17 protein-coding genes (1 of these 17 only partly in view) are annotated in these 18101 nt (G+C 58.1%); 7 read left to right on the top strand and 10 right to left on the bottom strand.

What is annotated here, in order from left to right; all coding sequences use genetic code 11:
- Nucleotides 1-3: 3 nt before the first annotated feature.
- Nucleotides 4-1269, bottom strand: coding sequence for an extracellular solute-binding protein (locus AB8841_RS07150; RefSeq protein ID WP_370435096.1), 1266 nt, complete (start codon nt 1267-1269; stop codon nt 4-6).
- 153 nt (nt 1270-1422) lie between these two features.
- Here AB8841_RS07150 and AB8841_RS07145 point away from each other — a divergent pair, with 153 nt between their 5' ends.
- The 3 genes from AB8841_RS07145 to AB8841_RS07135 are packed head-to-tail and all read left to right on the top strand — an operon-like array spanning nt 1423 to nt 5978.
- A complete protein-coding gene (locus AB8841_RS07145) occupies nt 1423-2676 on the top strand; it encodes an ROK family transcriptional regulator (RefSeq protein WP_370435095.1) in 1254 nt (417 codons plus the stop codon).
- Nucleotides 2666-5062, top strand: coding sequence for a PIG-L family deacetylase (locus tag AB8841_RS07140; RefSeq protein ID WP_370435094.1), 2397 nt, complete (start codon nt 2666-2668; stop codon nt 5060-5062). The genes AB8841_RS07145 and AB8841_RS07140 overlap by 11 nt, the downstream gene beginning before the upstream one ends.
- Before the next feature lie 16 nt (nt 5063-5078).
- Nucleotides 5079-5978: a DMT family transporter gene (locus tag AB8841_RS07135; protein ID WP_370435093.1), complete on the top strand. Its 900-nt coding sequence runs from the start codon at nt 5079-5081 to the stop codon at nt 5976-5978.
- A 180-nt stretch (nt 5979-6158) separates the two neighbouring features.
- On the opposite strand, the gene AB8841_RS07130 is transcribed toward AB8841_RS07135, so the two are convergent.
- Nucleotides 6159-7295: a hypothetical protein gene (locus AB8841_RS07130; RefSeq protein ID WP_370435092.1), complete on the bottom strand. Its 1137-nt coding sequence runs from the start codon at nt 7293-7295 to the stop codon at nt 6159-6161.
- Nucleotides 7296-7934: 639 nt separating this feature from the next.
- On the bottom strand, nt 7935-8093 hold the full coding sequence (locus tag AB8841_RS07125; RefSeq protein WP_370435091.1) for a hypothetical protein: 159 nt from the start codon (nt 8091-8093) through the stop codon (nt 7935-7937).
- Between the two features lie 208 nt (nt 8094-8301).
- Between AB8841_RS07125 and AB8841_RS07120 the strand changes: the two genes are divergently transcribed.
- Nucleotides 8302-10278, top strand: a complete 1977-nt coding sequence (locus AB8841_RS07120) for a hypothetical protein (RefSeq protein ID WP_370435090.1) — start codon at nt 8302-8304, stop codon at nt 10276-10278.
- Between the two features lie 521 nt (nt 10279-10799).
- Here the strand turns inward: AB8841_RS07120 and AB8841_RS07115 are convergent.
- The 3 genes from AB8841_RS07115 to AB8841_RS07105 are packed head-to-tail and all read right to left on the bottom strand — an operon-like array spanning nt 10800 to nt 12784.
- Nucleotides 10800-11456, bottom strand: a complete 657-nt coding sequence (locus AB8841_RS07115) for a class I SAM-dependent methyltransferase (protein ID WP_370435089.1) — start codon at nt 11454-11456, stop codon at nt 10800-10802.
- A gap of 9 nt (nt 11457-11465) precedes the next feature.
- On the bottom strand, nt 11466-12404 hold the full coding sequence (locus AB8841_RS07110; protein WP_370435088.1) for a class I SAM-dependent methyltransferase: 939 nt from the start codon (nt 12402-12404) through the stop codon (nt 11466-11468).
- Nucleotides 12405-12418: 14 nt separating this feature from the next.
- Complete coding sequence (locus AB8841_RS07105; protein ID WP_370435087.1) at nt 12419-12784, bottom strand: EamA family transporter; 366 nt, start codon at nt 12782-12784, stop codon at nt 12419-12421.
- A gap of 437 nt (nt 12785-13221) precedes the next feature.
- Between AB8841_RS07105 and AB8841_RS07100 the strand changes: the two genes are divergently transcribed.
- From AB8841_RS07100 to AB8841_RS07090, 3 genes are all read left to right on the top strand, one after another.
- On the top strand, nt 13222-13890 hold the full coding sequence (locus tag AB8841_RS07100; protein ID WP_370435086.1) for an acetyltransferase: 669 nt from the start codon (nt 13222-13224) through the stop codon (nt 13888-13890).
- A gap of 14 nt (nt 13891-13904) precedes the next feature.
- The gene (locus AB8841_RS07095) at nt 13905-14825 is read left to right on the top strand and encodes a hypothetical protein (RefSeq protein ID WP_370435085.1); all 921 of its coding nucleotides are present in this window, start codon (nt 13905-13907) and stop codon (nt 14823-14825) included.
- A gap of 258 nt (nt 14826-15083) precedes the next feature.
- A complete protein-coding gene (locus AB8841_RS07090) occupies nt 15084-15530 on the top strand; it encodes a transposase (protein WP_370435084.1) in 447 nt (148 codons plus the stop codon).
- A 110-nt stretch (nt 15531-15640) separates the two neighbouring features.
- On the opposite strand, the gene AB8841_RS07085 is transcribed toward AB8841_RS07090, so the two are convergent.
- The 4 genes in view from AB8841_RS07085 to rffA are tightly spaced (at most 44 nt apart) and all read right to left on the bottom strand, a layout consistent with a single transcriptional unit that may run on beyond the window.
- Complete coding sequence (locus AB8841_RS07085) at nt 15641-16285, bottom strand: class I SAM-dependent methyltransferase (RefSeq protein WP_370435083.1); 645 nt, start codon at nt 16283-16285, stop codon at nt 15641-15643.
- Nucleotides 16285-17268, bottom strand: a complete 984-nt coding sequence (locus AB8841_RS07080) for a glycosyltransferase family 2 protein (protein ID WP_370435082.1) — start codon at nt 17266-17268, stop codon at nt 16285-16287. The genes AB8841_RS07085 and AB8841_RS07080 overlap by 1 nt, the downstream gene beginning before the upstream one ends.
- Nucleotides 17268-17981: a WbqC family protein gene (locus AB8841_RS07075; protein ID WP_370435081.1), complete on the bottom strand. Its 714-nt coding sequence runs from the start codon at nt 17979-17981 to the stop codon at nt 17268-17270. Before AB8841_RS07075 ends, AB8841_RS07080 begins: the two co-directional genes overlap by 1 nt.
- Nucleotides 17982-18025: 44 nt before the next feature.
- Nucleotides 18026-18101, bottom strand: the end of a protein-coding gene (rffA, locus tag AB8841_RS07070) for a dTDP-4-amino-4,6-dideoxygalactose transaminase (RefSeq protein ID WP_370435080.1). 1061 nt of this gene lie beyond the right edge of the window; the window shows 76 of its 1137 coding nt (coding positions 1062-1137); the start codon falls outside the window, past its right edge; the stop codon is at nt 18026-18028.

Here is an 18101-nt window from a genome sequence, read left to right as displayed (position 1 = left end):
TTCTTAGCGCTTGGCGCGGTCGATGATCGCCTGCTCGTCCTCGGCCGCCTTGGCGAGCGAGGCCTTCGGCTCGTCGCCGCCGATCAGGACGCGGTTGACCATGTCCATGGCCACCTGCCGCTGGGCCGCCTCATCCTTGAACTGCGTGGTGTGAGCATATTCGAGGCCCTTGAGGAACGGACCATAGATCGGGTGCGAGACGTTCTCGGGCGTGAGAGCGGCTGCGCGGCGGGCCGGCAGTTCTCCGACGACATCCATCCAGATCTTCATGGCTTCGGGCGAAGACACATAGGCCAGGAACTTCTCGGCTGCCGCGAGCTTCTCGCCCTCGGCCTTCGTGGTGATCGCGTTGGCGAAGTAGCTGGCGTAGTTGCTGCGCACGCCCTGGGCATTGGCGGGAAGCTCGGTCACACCCCATTCGAAGCCCTTGATCGTGTTGAAGGAGCCCAGACGGAAGGTGCCGTCGATGGTCATGGCGGCAAGGCCCGCCCGGAATGCAGCCTGTCCTTCGTCCATGAAGCCGACCTGGCCGACCTTATGCTTCTTCTGGAGATCCGTGTAGAAGGTCAGGGCCTTCAGGCCGGCCTCGTCGTTATAGGTGACTTTGGTGTCGTTGTCCGTGTAGGGGGCGCCGCCGAACTGCCGGACCAGCACCTCGCGCCACCATTGATGATCCTGACCGGCCATGTCGAGCGTCAAGCCGGCGGACACGATGTTGCCGCTGCCGTCGCGCTTGGTCGTCTTCTCGGCCGCGGCGACGAGCTCCTCGAGCGTCTTGGGCGGATTGTTGGGGTCGAGGCCAGCGTCCTTGAAGGCTTTCTTGTTGTAGAACAGCGCCAGCGAGCGCACGGCCGTCGGCAGGCCGTAATAGTCGTTTCCGCGCTTCATTGCGCTCACGATCGGGAAGAAGTCGCGCTCGATATCGGCTGCCGGGAACGCCTCGGCCCGCAAGGGGCGGATCATCTTGCCGGCGACGAAATTGTCGGTCCATCCATAGAAGAGCTGAACCACATCCGGCCCCTGGCCGGCCAGAATCGCGGCGGCGACTTTCGTCTGATAGTCGGCGTAGGGGAACGTGGTCTGCTTGACCTTGATGTCCGGGTTCGCTTCCTGGAACTTCGTGATCAGCTGGTTCATCGCTTTGACGCGCGTGTCGAACACGTACTGCCAGTATTCGATCTCGACGGCCTTGGCGCCGAACGCCGCCAGGGTGGCGCAGCTCATGGCGACGCCCGCGAGCAGATGACGAAAACGCATATCCCTCTCCATTATTGCCCGGCGCCTTGCGCCGACTTTTCACGGGTCCCGGTCTCAAGACCGTTCCGCTTCTCAGGCTCTCCTAGTGTCGGCGGCCTGTCAATAACATAATTCACTTGAGTTATTCATTGCCTCGCGTCATCGTAACGGGGTGGAGTGTCGGAGATGCCGAGAGAATCCAAGACCGGGACGTCGTCGACGATTGGGAGCAATCCGGAGCGCAACCGCTCTCATAATCGCCGCGTCGTGCTGGATGTCGTGCGTCAGCTCGGTCCCGTCGGCCGGATGGAAATCTCGCGCCATGCGCATCTGAGCACGCAGGCGGTTTCGAACATCGTCGAGGATCTCGTCGCGGACGGCCTGCTCATCAAGACCGGGCGGCTTCGGGCGGGCCGCGGGCTCCCGCCGATCCAGTTTGCGGTCAATCCCGATGGCGCCATGACGGCAGGCGTCGAAATCGCCGCGGATCACATCTCGACCCTTCTGGTGGATATCGGCGGCTGCGTCCGCGCCCAGCGGACCCTTGCGATCGAGCGGAACGATCCCGATACGGTGCTTCCCATCATCAAGGCCGAAATCGAGGCCGCCCGTGCGCAGCTGAAATCTCCTGTCCCGCAGCTCCTCGGGGTCGGCGTCGTCATGCCGGGTCCTTTCAATGTCGAGGGCATGACGTCTGTCGGACCGACGACCCTGTCGGGATGGCTCGATTTCGATGCCGTGTCCGGTATCGGGCAGGTGCTGAGCGCGTCCATCACCCTCGAGAACGACGCCACCGCGGCGGCCGTCGGCGAGCGACTTCACGGAGCCGCCAGGGATTTGAAGAATTTCTGCATGATCTTCTTCGGGCAGGGGCTGGGGCTCGGGATCATGATCGATGGCCGCCCTTACCGGGGAGCCAACGGAAATGCGGGCGAGATCGGGCACGTGCTCATCGAGAAGGGAGGACGCCTCTGCTCATGCGGCCAGCACGGGTGCCTCGAGGCCTATGCCTCCATCCATGCCCTGACCGAACGGCTGAAGGCGGCTGGCATCCGGGGCATCGACTATGCGCGCCTGGAGCAGCTCCATCATGACGGGCATCCCGTCGTCGGCTCCTGGGTCCGGGAGGCCGCCGGGCATCTGGCGCCTCAGATCGCCATGCTCGAGAACCTCTTCGACCCGGAAGCGATCGTGATCGGCGGCGCTCTTCCTCCGAGCCTGCTGGAGGATCTCATCCAGGCCATGCAGCCGCTTCCATTGTCGGTCGCGCGCCACAGGAACCGGAGCGAAGCGCGTCTGATCCATGGGCGCACGGGCCGGTTCACGGCCGCGCTCGGTGCCGCCGCCTTGCCGCTTCTGGAAACCATGACACCCCGGCTCGACACGGCCCAGGCGGCTCACCGGGATCCATTGAACGAGGAGATCTCCCGTGCCGGATAGTCACGACCGTCTTGCTCGCGCTGTCCATCAGCCGGCCCTTGTTCGCCTGCATCGCGCTTTAAGCCGATTGCGGTCGACCCTCACGGTGATGAATACCGGGGCGCATCCGGACGACGAGGCCAACGGCCTGCTGGCCGCATTGCGATTTGCCTATGGCATGCGCGTCGTCGTGGCCTGTTCCACAAGGGGGGAGGGCGGCCAGAATGCCCTCGGTCCGGAACGGGGAGGGATCCTCGGTGTGCTGAGAACCGCCGAAATGGAAGAGGCCGCCCGCCGCATGGACGCCGACGTGGCATGGCTCGGCCACGGACCGGACGATCCGGTTCATGATTTCGGCTTCTCAAAGAATGGAGAGGATACGCTCCGGCGCTGGGGCGAGGACCGCGTCGTCGAGCGGCTCGTTCGGGCTTATCGGCAGTACCGGCCGGACATCGTCATCCCGACCTTCTTGGACGTGCCGGGGCAGCACGGCCATCACCGGGCAATGACCCGGGCGGCCGAAACGGCATGGGCTCTGGCCGCCGATCCTTCGGCCTTCCCGGAACATGGGAAGCTTGGTCTCTCACCCTGGCAGGTGCGCAAGTTCTATCTCCCGGCATGGTCGGGAGCGAGCTACGCATACGACGATGAGGTGCCGCCGCCGCCTACGACGCTCGACGTCCGGGTTGCCGAAGGTGACGAGGTCACCGGCTTGGCGTATCGGCAGCTCGGCGAGTGGTCCCGGGCCGCGCATGCGTCCCAAGGTATGGGTGTGTGGCGAGACGATCCCATCGACCAGTGGAGCCTTCACCTGAAGCTCCGGTCCGACGGCCCGCCGGAGCCCGAGGGCGACATTCGGGATCATCTGCCTGCGAGCCTTACGGACGTTGCTGCCGCACCGGAGCTGACGCAGGCGGCTGCCGCGGCCCTGCGAAAGGCGCAGGAGCACATCAATACGGGCATCGCCGCATTCCCGGATCGCAAGCGGATTGGCGAGGCGCTCGTCCAGGCGGCGCGCCTGATCGAAACGGCCAGAAGCGGCCTCGACCGGGGGACCGCCGACCGAATGGGACATCGCCTCGACCGCAAGCTGCGGGAGATCGATGCTGTTCTTTTCGAAGTCCATGCGCGTGGGGCGCATGCAATCTTCAAGGGCCCATGCCATCCAGCGGCCCGGATGGGCCTGGATATCCATATCGACGCGCCGGATCTTGCGAATCTGACGGTCTCACCCCGCCTACCTGACGGAGTGGACGTGATCGGGACGAGCGGGCCGCCGGGGCACGTGGAATATGCGCTCGCGATTTCCGCCTTTGCGTCGCATACGGGGAATTACCCCGAGACCTTCGACCCCATGGGCGGCAATGGCGAGGCCGGAATCGTCGTCTCAGGCGACGTGGACGGCCATACCATCAGGATCGATCGGGATCCCGAGGAGCCTCTGAAGATCGGGCCCCAGCAGTCCTTGTCTCTCGATCCGGAGACAGCCGTCATCCGGACCGGAACCCATTCGTCCGCCATTCGGATCCGGGCCATCGGGGCTTGCCCCACGGAATGGCGTGCGCCGGACGGCTGGAGCGTTCGAGCCGAGGGCAGCGACTGGGTCATCGATCCGCCGCCAGGGGCAAGCACCGGGATCGCAAAGCTCGTTCCGCTCGTGGATGGCAGGCCGGCGAGCCGGATCGAGACCGTTGCCTATCCTCATATCCGGCCCACGTCCTTCGTTGCGCCCGTGGAGGTCAAGGTTCTGATGCTCGACGTCGCTCTCCCGGCCGGTGCGCGCATCGGATATGTGGGCGGTGGAAGCGACAATGTCGGTACCCATATGCGCTGCCTCGGCCTCGATGTGACGGATCTCACGCAAGCCGATCTGACCGCAGGGTCTCTTTCGGAGTTCACGACCATCGTGGTCGGCATCTTCGCATTCGGACTCCGGCGGGACCTCCAGGCCGCGAGCGGACGCCTTCATGGCTTCGTGGAGGAGGGCGGACACTTGGTGACGCTCTACCACCGCCCGACCGACAGGTGGGGCCCCGACCGTACGCCGCCGCGCCGCCTCGCCATCGGGTCGCCGTCGCTCCGGTGGCGCGTGACCGATCCGGCCGCACCGGTCACGGTTCTGCAGCCGGACAATCCCTTGTTGTCATATCCGAACCGGATCGAGGCTGGTGACTGGCAGGGTTGGGACAAGGAGAGGGGGCTGTACTTCGCGTCGGAATACGACCCATCCTATGAGGAGCTTTTGGCCCTGAACGATCCCGGAGAAAGCCCCCTCAAGGGCTCGCTCCTGTCGGCGCGCATCGGACAGGGGCGTCATACGCATGTGGCACTCGTGCTGCACCATCAGCTGGACAAGCTGGTGCCCGGCGCCTTCCGCCTGCTCGCGAATCTGGTTCAGCCCGCGTAACGGCCCGCGAGAGGACATGGAGGCCCCGCCTGAAACCGATTCATCCCCGCCTCCGATCCCGTTGTGGCGAAGCGCGGGCTGGCTCCTGCTCGACATGGCGCTGGTCACGACCATGCAGGCCATCGTCAAGGCGGAGGGCGAAACCTATCCGGCCATCCAGCTCGTCTTTCTGCGTTCGCTCGTCGGGTTCCTGTCGGTTGCGCCGCTGATTTGGCGCCACCGTGCCAAGCTGACGAATTTGTCGAACATCCGCGGCCATCTCGCGCGGGTCGGGTTCAACTCCATCGCGCTGACATTCAACTTCGCGGCCTTCGCGGCGCTGCCTCTCGCGCTGGTGACCGCGATCGGGTTCACCCGGCCGCTCGTGCTCCTGGTGATGGCGGCGCTCATGCTCGGGGAGAGCGTCAGCCGAACGCGCTATACCTTCACGGCTATCGGTTTCCTGGGTGTCATCATCATGGTCCAGCCGGATACGATCCCATGGAACATGGGACTGATCGCGGCCTTCGGATCCGTCTTCTTCGGATCGCTGGCGGTTGTTCAGACCAGACGCCTCGCTGGCGAGGACACCGTCGTGCTCATGCTCTTCTACACGGTGGGCCTGACGATCCTGACATCCATCCCGGCTGCCATCGTGTGGGTGCCGATCCCCTGGACCGAGGCGCCGAACATCATCCTGGTCGGCGTCCTGGCGCAGCTGGGGCAGTATTGCTGGCTGCAGGCTTACCAGAAGCAGGAGGCGCGGCTTCTGGCTCCGATCGGATACCTGTCGATCGTCTTTTCAGGCTTTGTCGGCTGGCTCTTCTTCGGCGAAGTCCCATCGACAGCCCTGTGCCTTGGCGCGGCCATCGTGGTTCTCACGACGATTCTGGCGTCCCCCGCTGAGCGCTTGCTTCAAAGCAGAAGAAGGGTCTAGAGCATCGGACGCAACAGTGGGAACCGGTTCTCACGAACGTGGCCCTTCGGGTCCGCTCCGAACGATGTGCCATTGAAGGAGTGGAGCATCGAATTGGCTCCCAAAAGCAGGTCCACTTTTCACGTCCGATGCCCTTGGGCGACAGGGAGGTTCAAGTGAAGAGCGCGCGTCCCAAGGCGTTCAGGCCACGGGGGGCTTACGTCCAACCACGATGCGTAAAGAGCCGTCGGCTCCCGTCACTTTCGGCTGATCGAAGTTGAGATTGCCGAGCTTCCAGGACTGCAGAACCACCGAGGTGTTCCCAACCGCTTTCGGCTTCACGCCGCCGTCCCTCGTGCGCTCGATGATCAAGGCCTTGCCGCTCCACTCCAGCATGAGGCGGTCATCGGGACCAAATCCCGCTTGGTCCCAGAGTTCCCTCGGCAGACGAATCGAGGTGTAGAACCGATCCGCGCGCTTGGCGTCTGCAATGGACCTCACCACGACGGCGTGGGCGCCCACCTGGTCCGCTTCGACTCTGGCGCGCCGCACACCTGTCCGCCGCTTCGGAGGCGATGGTTCTTCGCTTTCAACGGCTTGTGTCGGTCGAGCATCATCGGCGCGCGCCGATTCTACCGCCGTGCCCGCTTCCAAAGTGGACTGCCGCTCAAGGTCAGGAGCCGACCCATGCGGCACAGTCTGAACCGCGCCCGCTACGTGGCGAAGGCTTCCTGAGAGGCTCTCGGCGGACTTGATGAGGGCAGGGGCGAAACGCGCGATGGCATCGACCTGGCTGCTACTGAGGGCTGCCAGCTGGGCCACTTGTTCGGCTACGAGCTCCATGGTCGAGCGCAGGCCTTTCAGATCCGCCGCCATGTCGGCAAGAACTCGCTCCATTGCTGGGGGGAGGTCCGGCACGGGCGTCGATGGCGAAGGAGCCTGCGGCGCGGATACCCGGGGCGGCGTCTCTTTGGGACGGAAGACCTCCGCGGCCAGAGCCTCCGGCTTGCCGAGATGACGGGCCAGAATATCGGCTGTATCCCGGTGGCGCTTATCGGGCGCAGCCGCCATGCGTTGCGACTGACCCGACGGTCTCGCTTCGGATGAGCCATGCGAGCGCGCCAAGCAGACCGGACAGATGTCATAGGAGCGGTCGCGCCCGAGCAGCCAGCCACGCTCGTCAAAGTAGCGTTTGACGAAATCATGACTGACGGACCTGTTGGACTCGTAGGCGTCAGTCTTGGCGCATTCGGAGCAGCGGATCGTAAAGCGGAACTTGGAGGGCGTGCCGCCACTGCGCGTGATCTGCGGCTCGAACTGGCGTGCGATGCCGGGCATCTGGCAAATCCTAATCGTTAGAGAATGAAACAGGCTTGAAAAAGACTGAGTGTCTCGGCCGTCGCGGTCTTAAATCCATTGCATGGGCGAGAGGGCAAATAGCATCTAACCTGAGAAATTCCAACCGACCGAACCGGTTGTTTCAGTACGACGACGAGTGGGCCGCAGATCTCATGTCGGTCAGGAGTTCTCGGGTTGGAACTGGTGAGGTTGCATCGTCAGGGCCGGATTGCTCATCGGAGCGGCGTGCGATAGCCCAGCCATTTGCACGCGGGCGTGGGACGATTGCAGATCCTACGCAGAGTGTCTTCAGACAAAGCCGTTGTCCATGCCGAGCTTCTACTCGAACACCGGGGAATAGGCGAATTCCGTAGCGTCATTGGGTGAGAGGCGGCGTCAGAGCCTCGGGCGTGCAGCGCCTGGCACAGCGGCGGACGATCTTGTTCTTCTGGTCGATGCGCGCCTTATCAGCAAACCAGATCCCGAGAGCATCGGACCCAAAAGTGGAATCCACTTTTGGGATTGATCCGATTCTCCCTTCTTGGAGAGAGCGCATCGTTTGAGCGGACCCGTAGGGCTGCATCAGCGAAAACCGGGTCCACTTTTCGCTAGCGCGGACCGCTGAGTCGGCACGATGCGCTAGCCCCGGCGATCTCGCCGCTTGGGCGCGCGAGCCACCCCGTACGTCACTGCCAGGGTCAGCAAGCGGCGCGTCTGCGGGACATCCTTGCTCCAACGGGCAAGCTGGCGCAGGCGAACGGCATTGCAATCGGACCGGAGGGTGACAGGAATGGACATGGCAAACCTCCTCGCTTGCGATGGTGAATTATATCTCAGGCGCTTTTAGGCTGCGACGAGGCGTTCTCTCTAGGGTGCGGTATAATTCCGGACTGATGAGCGAACAAATAATGTTATGAGTTGTATCTGCTCGGTACTAAATTGCACGCGATGATCTGGCCATGTTAGATCGTCCACCATATGGCGATCACAGTCAGGAACCTGTAAGTTGTTTACTAAGCCCGAGTACTTCTCCCCAGGGCGCCAAGCCGCAGCCTTTACGTTAGGCATTTCCACCGCTGCCACTATGGTAGGTTTATTTCTGGAATGGCAAATCGGCAAAGTCGATCTGTCCGCGAGTTTAATGTGCTTTGTTGCTGTTTCAGCTGCAATTTTAACTCCAGTCATGATCATTGAACGCTTGCGCTTAGATCTTAACAAGGGAACACTGTTTTTTGGTCCACTTGTCGTTTCTAGCACGCTTCTACTTGCACTTGCCGGGCTCGCCGGACCCATTGGGCGAGTATCTGTTGTAGCAATTGTGTTATTGTCGTCTTTGGACGTGACAATTCGCCGGCAGACAAAGCATTTAAACTACACTTTAGGGATCTTTCTGATTGGCCTCCTGTTTGGTTCGTTAAGCGCTATCCCCATCCAAGGTGGCGGCTATCTCACAGTCTTTAGTCATGAATTTCTGGCGCGCGGTACAGCTCATGTTGATACCGTTATGCATTTGGCTCTCGCTCAAATGATCCGCCATCAGCACGTCGTATCGACCGGTGTGGACGGTGTGACGCCCCTTACCATGTATGCGCTCGCGCATGCACTCATCGGGTGGCTTGCCAGCCTTCTCAAAGGTGAAACTGCGAATGTCGCAGACAAAATCTATAGCATAATCTTGTTTCCACTCATGCTCAGCTCTGTTTTGTCCGGTGCTATCGCACTTAACGGAGGCAGGGGCCGATTGATTATAGCGGCAACTGTCGTTGGAACAGGCATGATCATCTATCCAGACTACCGATCATACTTCGTCAGCGAAACGTATGTCGTAGCTTTGTTTATTTTCTCGTCTGTATTGGTTCCGGTAGTTTCCGGCTTAGCCCTTGGAATGGCGCAAGACCAGCGGAGCCGCGCCATTCTGGCAATTGCTGGTCTAGCCGGAGTTTCTTTGGCAACTTTCGGGAAGGCTAGTGTCGGAACATTGTCTGCCGGGCTATTTGGTCTTGCTGGATGGATAGATGCGTGGCGCCGTCCGACCATTTCTCAGCGTTTGATCTGGATGGTTCTCTCCGCCTTGGCCGTCAGCGCCGTCTTTATTCCAAGCTTTCTAGCCGTTACAGGCGATATTTTCTCATCCGTGGTCGGCGCGGAAGGCGGTGAACGCCCGTATTATAGCGAATTGTCCTGGAGAGCTCTAGAAAAGGCTTTTCTTGTTAATTCGGTGACACTCCTAACGATCGCGCTTTTGCTTCTTCGTTCTGCGCCCCTTTGGGGGGGCTATCGCAGGAACGTTCTGCTACTGGTCATAGTGGTATTCGCGGTAGTCGCTAATGCGCCCGGGTTATCAAGCACCATATCTTTAGGGCAATACTACATCATCAATGTACAGATGTGGCTGAGCCTCTCCATCCTCGCCGCTCTTTCATCTGCAATAGTGGCTCGCAGCGATAATCAAAGCTCGATTAAGCGAAAGGAAATAGCTGTTGTATTCACAACGGCAATAGTACTCGCTGCTCTTCTCCCATCAGACTCTTATATCACACGGGGGCTCAAAAGAATCGCGTCCGCACGCCGAAGCATACTGAGCATGCAGGCGGAACCCAATTTTCAAGCGCGCCAGAAGCTACTCGCCGAGATTATTGCCTACCGCCATCGCTTTGGTAAGGGCCTTCGTGTCTATGCGCCGCCAGCACATAAAGACTTCTGGACGTGGACGGCACACTGTGAAGCAAGTTCCAGAATTATACCAGCAGTAACTGGAGTACCAGTAGTCAATGGGTATCCTCCGCTCTGGAGGAATTGCGCTTCAGGAATCAAATACCGGGGATGGCAGGTCGTTGTTCCGCGAGTTAGTGATGAGCCTCTCGATGATACTGCGATATGCGCTCTGGACAGCGCCTCTGGTGGTAGCCGTGTCGTGTATATTATTGAGAGTATTGCTGATTTGAGTCGCAATCGACTTATTAATTGTGACCCACGCGAGTGATTAGAATAATGGGCTTACAGAGGTGCCAAAACATTGTACAAAAATTGGATTATGCTTTTGATCCGGTGCTCTTACTCTAGAGTAGTGTCTCATCGGCACGAGCCGAAGACTTGCTTCAGAGGAAAACAAGCGCTTTTTTCACGCGATGCGCCAGACCTTGTCCGAACAGGTTCGCATAGGGCAGACAATGGGAAAGCTGGAGCGGCTAAGGCGAATTGCCTTACCATGTGAGAACTGATGAGATGATGTCTCTGGCGCTGCGCGCGTTCTGAGCTTCATACTCATGAGATCTGCCTTGTCACAAGGGTGGTCTGATTTAGCGGTTCTGTGCTCAATTTGTTCCGCTCGGCTGAGGAACTTCGATAGCAAGTCGTTTCTAGAGCATCGTGCGGACCCGGCGGGCCGCGCTAGCGAAAGGTGGACCCGGTTTTCCGCAATGAACGATGCGCACTTCCCAAGAAGGAAGCATCGGATTGGATCCCAAAAGTGGGTCCACTTTTGGGTCCGATGCTCTAGTGGCCTTAAGTGGTTTCCTGGTCATTGTCTGGGGTCGGGGCACCGATAGGTTCAGAAATCCGCATAATCCAGTAGGTATAAGGGATCCAGGCACGCTCACAAAGCCACCCTTCAACCGAGGCAAAACTCTTCCTGGCTAGGACTGCATAGGCTTCGGGTGAGCGTACGCTTTTACCTCGGTCCTGCTGAATGACGAATTTGGCAATCGGATTCTGGCCGTCCGTGAAACATCCATCGACAGTAATAATGCGCCCATTCGGCTTTAAATGGGTTGCCAAGTTATCGAGGAGATCGTGCACCTCGCTGTCATCAAGGTGATGCAGTAGGCCCGTCGCCAGAATCAGATCAAATGGTTCATGGGAGTTTAGCGAAGCCTTGCTGAGGTATTGTGCGAAAAACTGCCCTCTATTGCGCCACCGCTGCTGTGCATGCTTGATGTAAGGTTCACTGATGTCGAACCCGACATATTGAACCTCCGGCAAGACGGAAAGGATGTCAGCCGTACCACAGCCCACATCAAGGACTCGCTCGTTGGGTTTCGCTTGGATGAAGGTACGCTGCATCCATCGCCGATTACGCGATGCCCCCATAAGAAATTGAGCAATATCGTACACAAGAGGGTGCGAGAGAACAGAGCGAACGCCACTCGTATCTTGAGCCATAATCCGAAGTCAGCCTTTTTGTGCTACGACAACTCTGCTTCCACCAATGGGCCATCTGACACCGAGCAGGGTCAAGCCCGTTTCGAGGTTCAGCACTTCGCGCAGCATCGTATTGAGGACAGGTGAGACCCTGAATTCATTGCGCAATGCCTCCTTCGCGTCAGTGTCGCTTCTATCGCCCTTGGCCCTCAAGCGGCTCAGGGCCATGGCAGGGAGGAGCAGCGTCGTATAGCTCGTCGAGAATAGAATCTTGAAACCGCTTGAGGAGAGCTTGCCTTCTAATTCCCCATACCGATAGCGCCGTTCATGATAGGCAATTTCATCGGCAACGCTCCAGAGCCACGGATGCTGTGGGACGGTTGCGATAAAAATCCCTCCGGATGCCAGTGCCTCGCGAACTTTTGCCAGAACAAGCTCATCTTCAGAAATGTGTTCAAGTACGTCGAATGCACCCGCAAGATCGAATGCTTCAGAGAATGGAAGCCTGCGCGCGTCAGCCTGGATCAATTCGACGTTTGACGGAAGGCGCTGAGACGCGTGGTTGAGCCCTCTGGGGTGAATCTCTGTCCCGACGATTCGATCCCAGTCGCGGCTTCGGGCCATTGCATTCAGGACGTTTCCTGACCCGCAGCCGATCTCAAGAAAGCTCTTTGCATAGGGAGCATACTTTCTGGCAAGCGAGGCAATCAGTTTGCGTCGGGCCGAAAACCAGAAATGTTCAAGTTCAGCCTTTGCGAGAAAGTCGAAATCTGCGGGATCGAAGCCAGATACCGTATCGGCAAGTTCTGGTGCGGTCAGGACGATACTGTCCTGGAACGGAGGGCGATAAGAGCAGGCGCTGCAGGTCCAATCCAAAGGCCAAGCGCGACTTTCTTTCGACAATGGGGTGCTGGAGCCGCACTTTGGGCAAAGCCTCGCAGGATTCGTAGACAGTTCCGGCATGGACATGGAACGACCCACTCCTATTTCGATAGCGCCGAAAGAGAAACCCCGAGTACGATCAGCGCGAGCCCTGCGGCCTGTACGAGAGGGATCTTTCCGCCGAAGACCAGAACACTGGCGACCGGCACGAGGACAAACGATAGAGCCATCAGTGGGTATGCGAAGGATAGCGGAAGTCTCTCCAGAACGAACATGTAGGCAATACTTGCCAGAAACGCCCCACCAAGGCCACTAAGCACCCAAGGGTCTGTCAGCATGGCAAATAGGAACTCGGGACGGCCATGGCCTATAGCCTTGGCCGCATGGAGGTCCGCGCGCCACTTCATAACAAGCTGTCCGTAAAGTCCCAAGGTCAGTGTTGCGGCTATCCAGATCAGGTGATCCATAGGTAATTTCCGAGTCATCAAGCGCTTTTCAAAGGCGTTTGCCGTATCAGGGGCCACGGCAACCAGCAAGCTCTACGGCGAGTTCAGTTGCTGTCATTTGCCGCAGGGTTCGCTCAGGCTACAGAACAAGTTAGAATACCACACGAGTATATAGAATTTATTCACGTGGCTGCTATAATTTTTAGTTGTTATACGCAATTATCTGGAATAATTTGTGCCTCCAATCGGAAATTTTACAAATTCGTAAAATTTCATGATGGATGCGACTGACGAGTTTCACCTTGAAATCAACCTCGTTTAGCCTTATCGGATCTTCCTCTACTTTCAGCTGTTGCATCATCGGGTGGGCACGAAAGCAGAGAGTGTGCGGTAAAGCCAAGGGATACCCCTATCCGCGCGGATAGCGATAGCTCTCAAAGTCTCTATGAGGACAACCCTTGAAACAGCAGCGAATTGTTATCTTTGGTGACGGTGACATCGCCGAACTCGCAGACTTCTACTTCACGCATGACTCCCCCTTTGAGGTTGCAGCGTTCACGGTTGATGAAGCCTTTCTCAGGCGAGAGCAGTTTCGAGGGCGTCCGGTTGTGGCTTACGAGAAACTCGTCGAGTCCTACCCTCCTGAGGAGTTTCAGCTCTTTATCGCTCTCAGCTATGCAAAATTGAACGCTCTGCGCGCTGACCGCGTCGCCTCTGCCAGAGCCAAAGGTTATCGCTTGGCCTCATATCTCAGCAGTCGCGCCAGTGTGTTTCCTGGTTTCGAGCTCAGCGAGAACTGCTTCATCCTGGAAGACAACACGATCCAGCCCTTCGCCAAAGTCGGATCGAATGTCACTTTGTGGAGCGGAAACCACATTGGCCATCATTCTGTTATCGAAGATGATGTTTTCGTTGCGTCACACGTAGTCATATCGGGTGGCGTCAAAATCGGACGCGGTAGCTTCGTCGGCGTGAACGCCACTTTGCGAGACCACGTGGTCATTGGTGAACAATGCGTCCTCGGAGCAGGGGCGCTGGTCCTTGAAGATCAACCTGATTTCTCCGTTGTAGCACCTCGTGGTACGGAGAGAGCAAAAGTGCCCAGCACGCGCTTGCGTGGAATTTGAGGTAGTAACCTACTATGTCCTGGCTCCGTCTTGGTTTGGTTTACTCCCAACGGGGTACGAAACCATGGGCACAAACCCACACTGCACTGCCAGTACCGGTGCAAATTCAAAAAGACGTGTTCCGGGTCTTCTTCAGTGCGCGCAGCAGTGACAACAGGTCATCTGTTGACTGGATTGATCTGGACCTATCGGGCCCCCCTAGAGTCATTGGGGGGGCCAGCGCGGCTGCCCTCTCACCCGGGAGCGACGGAGCCTTCGATGATAGCGGCGTCGGAATTGGCAGTATCGTCCCAAAGGGAGACAAGTTTCTCCTCTATTATATGGGATGGAATCTTGGAGTCCGTGCGCCCTGGAGAAACTCTATCGGCCTCGCAACGACGAACGCCGGCCTAGAACGGTTCGAGCGTTTTTCCAAAGGACCGATTCTCGACCGCTCTCCGGAGGATCCCTATACGCTGTCATATCCCTGGGTTCTGCAGTTGGCAGATGATGATTGGCGAATGTGGTATGGTTCCAATCTCACCTGGGGTGCGAACAGTACAGACATGAGCCATGTGATCAAAATGGCTCGATCCCAGGACGGAATCCGTTGGGAGCGAGACGGTTCGACCGCAGTTGGGTTCGATGCCGCCGATGAATACGCGCTCGCCCGCCCTTCTGTCGTCAAAGTCGGCTCATCTCTTCTGATGTGCTTTGCTCATCGTGGGAACCGCTACCTTATTGGTGGTGCAGTAAGCCGAAACGGACTTCAATGGACAAGAATGGATACCGATCTCGGCCTTGGTCTATCGGCCGATGGCTGGGACAGTGAAATGACGTGCTATCCTGCCCTGTTCTGGTTCCACGGCAAACTCTGGCTGCTCTATAACGGTAATGGTTATGGGGCCACGGGTTTCGGAATCGCGGTTTGGGATGGCGAGTTTCCTTTCACCTAAAGCGCTTTTGATCTGGGCTTGAATCTGTTCGGGCGGACTGTGCGCTGATGGGCGTATGGCCCAGGAGGCGAGCCATGCCCAAGCCCTATTCCGCTGATCTTCGTGAGCGTGTTCCTATCGCCTGCGAGCGCGGTGACGGGCACCGGGTTGAAATCGGCCGCCGCTTTCAGGTCTGTCCCGCCATGACCTCGAAACGGCGCCCTAAGGCGCGTGAGGAGGGCCGGCGTCGGTCCAAGCCGCACAGCGGCGGTGTGCCCCATGTGCAAGCCCCACGGGGACAACGCGCATATGTTTTTATCCCCCTCGGCTCCTTGGCAGCGGCTGACGGTGTTAGCGGCGCTCACGTGTGAGGGTCTGGTAGCCACGATGAGCACCGAGGCGTCCACCACGACTTCCGTGCTGCTGGCCTGTATCGAGCAAGTGCTGGTACCTACACTCCGGCTGGTGAGGCCGGATGCGATCTTGGTGATGGAAAACCTGCGCCCGGACCATGCAACCGAAGTCATTGAGCTTCTCGCACAGACCGGGATCGGACTGCTGTATCTGCCCCGCTACTCGCCGGTGTTCAACCCGATCGAGCAGGCCCAGGCCAAAGTCGCACGCACCCTTGAAGCCTTAGAGGCGGAACTCAAACCCTCCCTCGACACCATCACCGCCAAAGATACCCAAGGCTGGATCAGCATGCCGGCTTATCACCTACGCTGATCCCAACCGCGCTTTAACGGACCTTGCGGACAAGAGGCGGAACTTTACACACTCAATGATGCTCGCGAATGAAACATCAATTTGACTTGATAGTGGGTCTGCTTTTCGGGTCAGGCTCTGGCACCCGAGTGCTTCACTATGATTGTGAACTCATAGAGCCCGTAATCTTGGAGAAGTGCAACGGACCTGCCGAACTGCTCGAGGCAGAACTGCAGCATCTGCACCGGATCAGCGTAGAAAAGGTCGTCGCGTCGGTGCTCAGGGTCGCTCGATAGGCTGAGGACATTGAAGGCGCAGCCGCGCCGCCCACTTTGCGCGAGAATTTTGATCGTATCCTCAACGTATCGTGTCCAAGCATCAGCGGAGACATTACCCTTTACGTTGAAGATGCCGCTTGCGATTGCGTAATCTGCGACATCGTCCGGCTTTGCGCCTATCTTCCAAAGAAGTCCCGGCGACTCACCATGAAGGCGTTTAGCCTCTGCGATCATGCTCGGCGCGACATCATAGCCCGTGAAGTACCCGCAATGGCCTCTCTGACGAAGATAGCGAAGGAAGTCCCCGAAGCCGCACCCAAGATCGAGTACGGATGCAGAGGGATCATCAATAAGACGCAGAAATTGGCTGTGCCGCAACTCATGGGATTCAAGCCCGTTCCAGTCGACCCCGCGTGGGGTAGCGCCATGGTCTGCAAGGCGCTTCGCATAATATGATGCGACCTGGCCAATGAGGTCGCCATGGTCATTCGTGCTCATCAGAGGATCTTTGCCTCGCGACAAAAATCGAGGGCAGATACCTCGGGTGCTCTCACATGGTGGCGATCTTTCCGGTGAACTTGGCGGACGATCGTGTACGGACGCCGCTTCGTCTCTGACAGGATGTTTGCAATATAGATGCCCAAGACGCCAAGGATGAGAGTCGTCAGTCCGCCGAAGAACCATACGGATACGATCAACGACGTCCAACCATCGACGGCAATGCCGGAGATGAGATATCGTATGAGAAAATAGCCAATTGTAACTGTGGAGAAGCCGGCGACCAAGATGCCCGCATATAAGAAGTAATACAAGAGCTTCGTCGATGTTGTCGTGACGTATTTGATCCCCATCTCTAGACGTCGATGCAGGGAATAGGTTGTCGGCGATAGAGATAGCTTCTTGACCCTGAGCGGTACCTGCTTGAAGCCTGCAATGTCCCACAGATGGGCGATCAAGAACTCACGGTCGCGATGCTTGACGAGGGCACGAACGTAATCGCGCCGCATCAGGCGGGCCGTGACCAAGTTCCGTGGCAGTTTATGATCGCTCAATGCTTCCACGACGGAAAAGAACAGTCCTCCGGTAATACGCTCTATCGTTCCGCCGCGGCGTGTTTCCTGAACGCCGTAGACGACTTCGCAATTTTCATGTCGCTGTGTGGCGTAAAACTGGCTCAGGAGTTCAGGCTCCTCTTCGAGATCACAGTCTATTAGAAAGATCAGATCGCCGCGTGCATGAGCAAGGCCCGTCATCATGGCCTTGTGGTGGCCAAAATTGCGAGCGAGGTCAACAACGACGATACGCGGATCCGCAGTATGAAGAGCAAGAGCACGCTCAAGTGAATCGTCTGGCGAGCCGTCGTTGACCAGTACGATTTCAATATCATCCGTGATTTGCTCGGCGGCTGCGATACTGCGCCTACAGAACTCATTAATGGTACCAGCGGACCTGTACAGCGTTGAGACGATCGATAGTTTCATCACAAAGGCCTCTTCAGAAAGGACCCTGCTTCTAGCCCGGTGTTCAACAGCAAGTCGATGATAGACAGAGTGGGATCGAAACCGCCCCAAAGCTGGGGGTATTCGCTATACCCGCTGTAGTCCATCCAATCGACTTCAATCCCGCTTTGGCTGAAGGGGCTGACGTCGAGATAAGCCTTCGCTGCTGGTCCACTGAGATACCGTGTTGCCCCTGAGGCCAAGCACAATTCGAGAAGGCGCTGGGTGGGTTCCATGGTACGCAGCACAACCCTATCAAGAACTTCGCTGCAACGGGTGATAGGCACGTCAATACCGAGTCGCTGGCATATTGCCCGGATGAGTCGCTCATTGACTTTCGTCAAGTAGAGCTCGGTGGCAGCATCTCGAAGTAGATCAACGAGTTCGGGAAAGATCATGTTGAAGTGCGGCGCGCGACGGTATGCTAGTTCGATAGAACGAAGATGGGAGTTCGCCCAGTCAGTATCAGAGATTAAAGTCTCATCAATGGCTTGGTTATACCGTCCTTTCGCCTCGACCGGAATTGTGAGCCATACCGGCCCGTTCGAAGTCTTGATCCGGTTACGATTGCGCCAGTCCCTCCGCGTATACTGAACGCTATCCAGCAGAATAACCTGATCTGCGGAGCGCAGCATGTCGAAATATCCTCGCCACGGGATATAGTTTGACTGCGTGATGACAACAGACTTCTTCAAGACGCGTCCTTAGATTGATTTTCTCATCTTCCCAGCCTTAAGCGTCAGCTGCCAAGATGCGCCTCAACGTGATCGATAACCTTGTCTGCAGCCTCGGGTGACATTCCGGCATACAGGGGC

Source organism: Microvirga sp. TS319 (genome assembly GCF_041276405.1).
Taxonomy (GTDB): Bacteria; Pseudomonadota; Alphaproteobacteria; order Rhizobiales; family Beijerinckiaceae; genus Microvirga.
The sequence above is the reverse complement of the archived record's forward strand: the minus strand, read 5'-3'. Positions and strand labels throughout refer to the sequence as shown.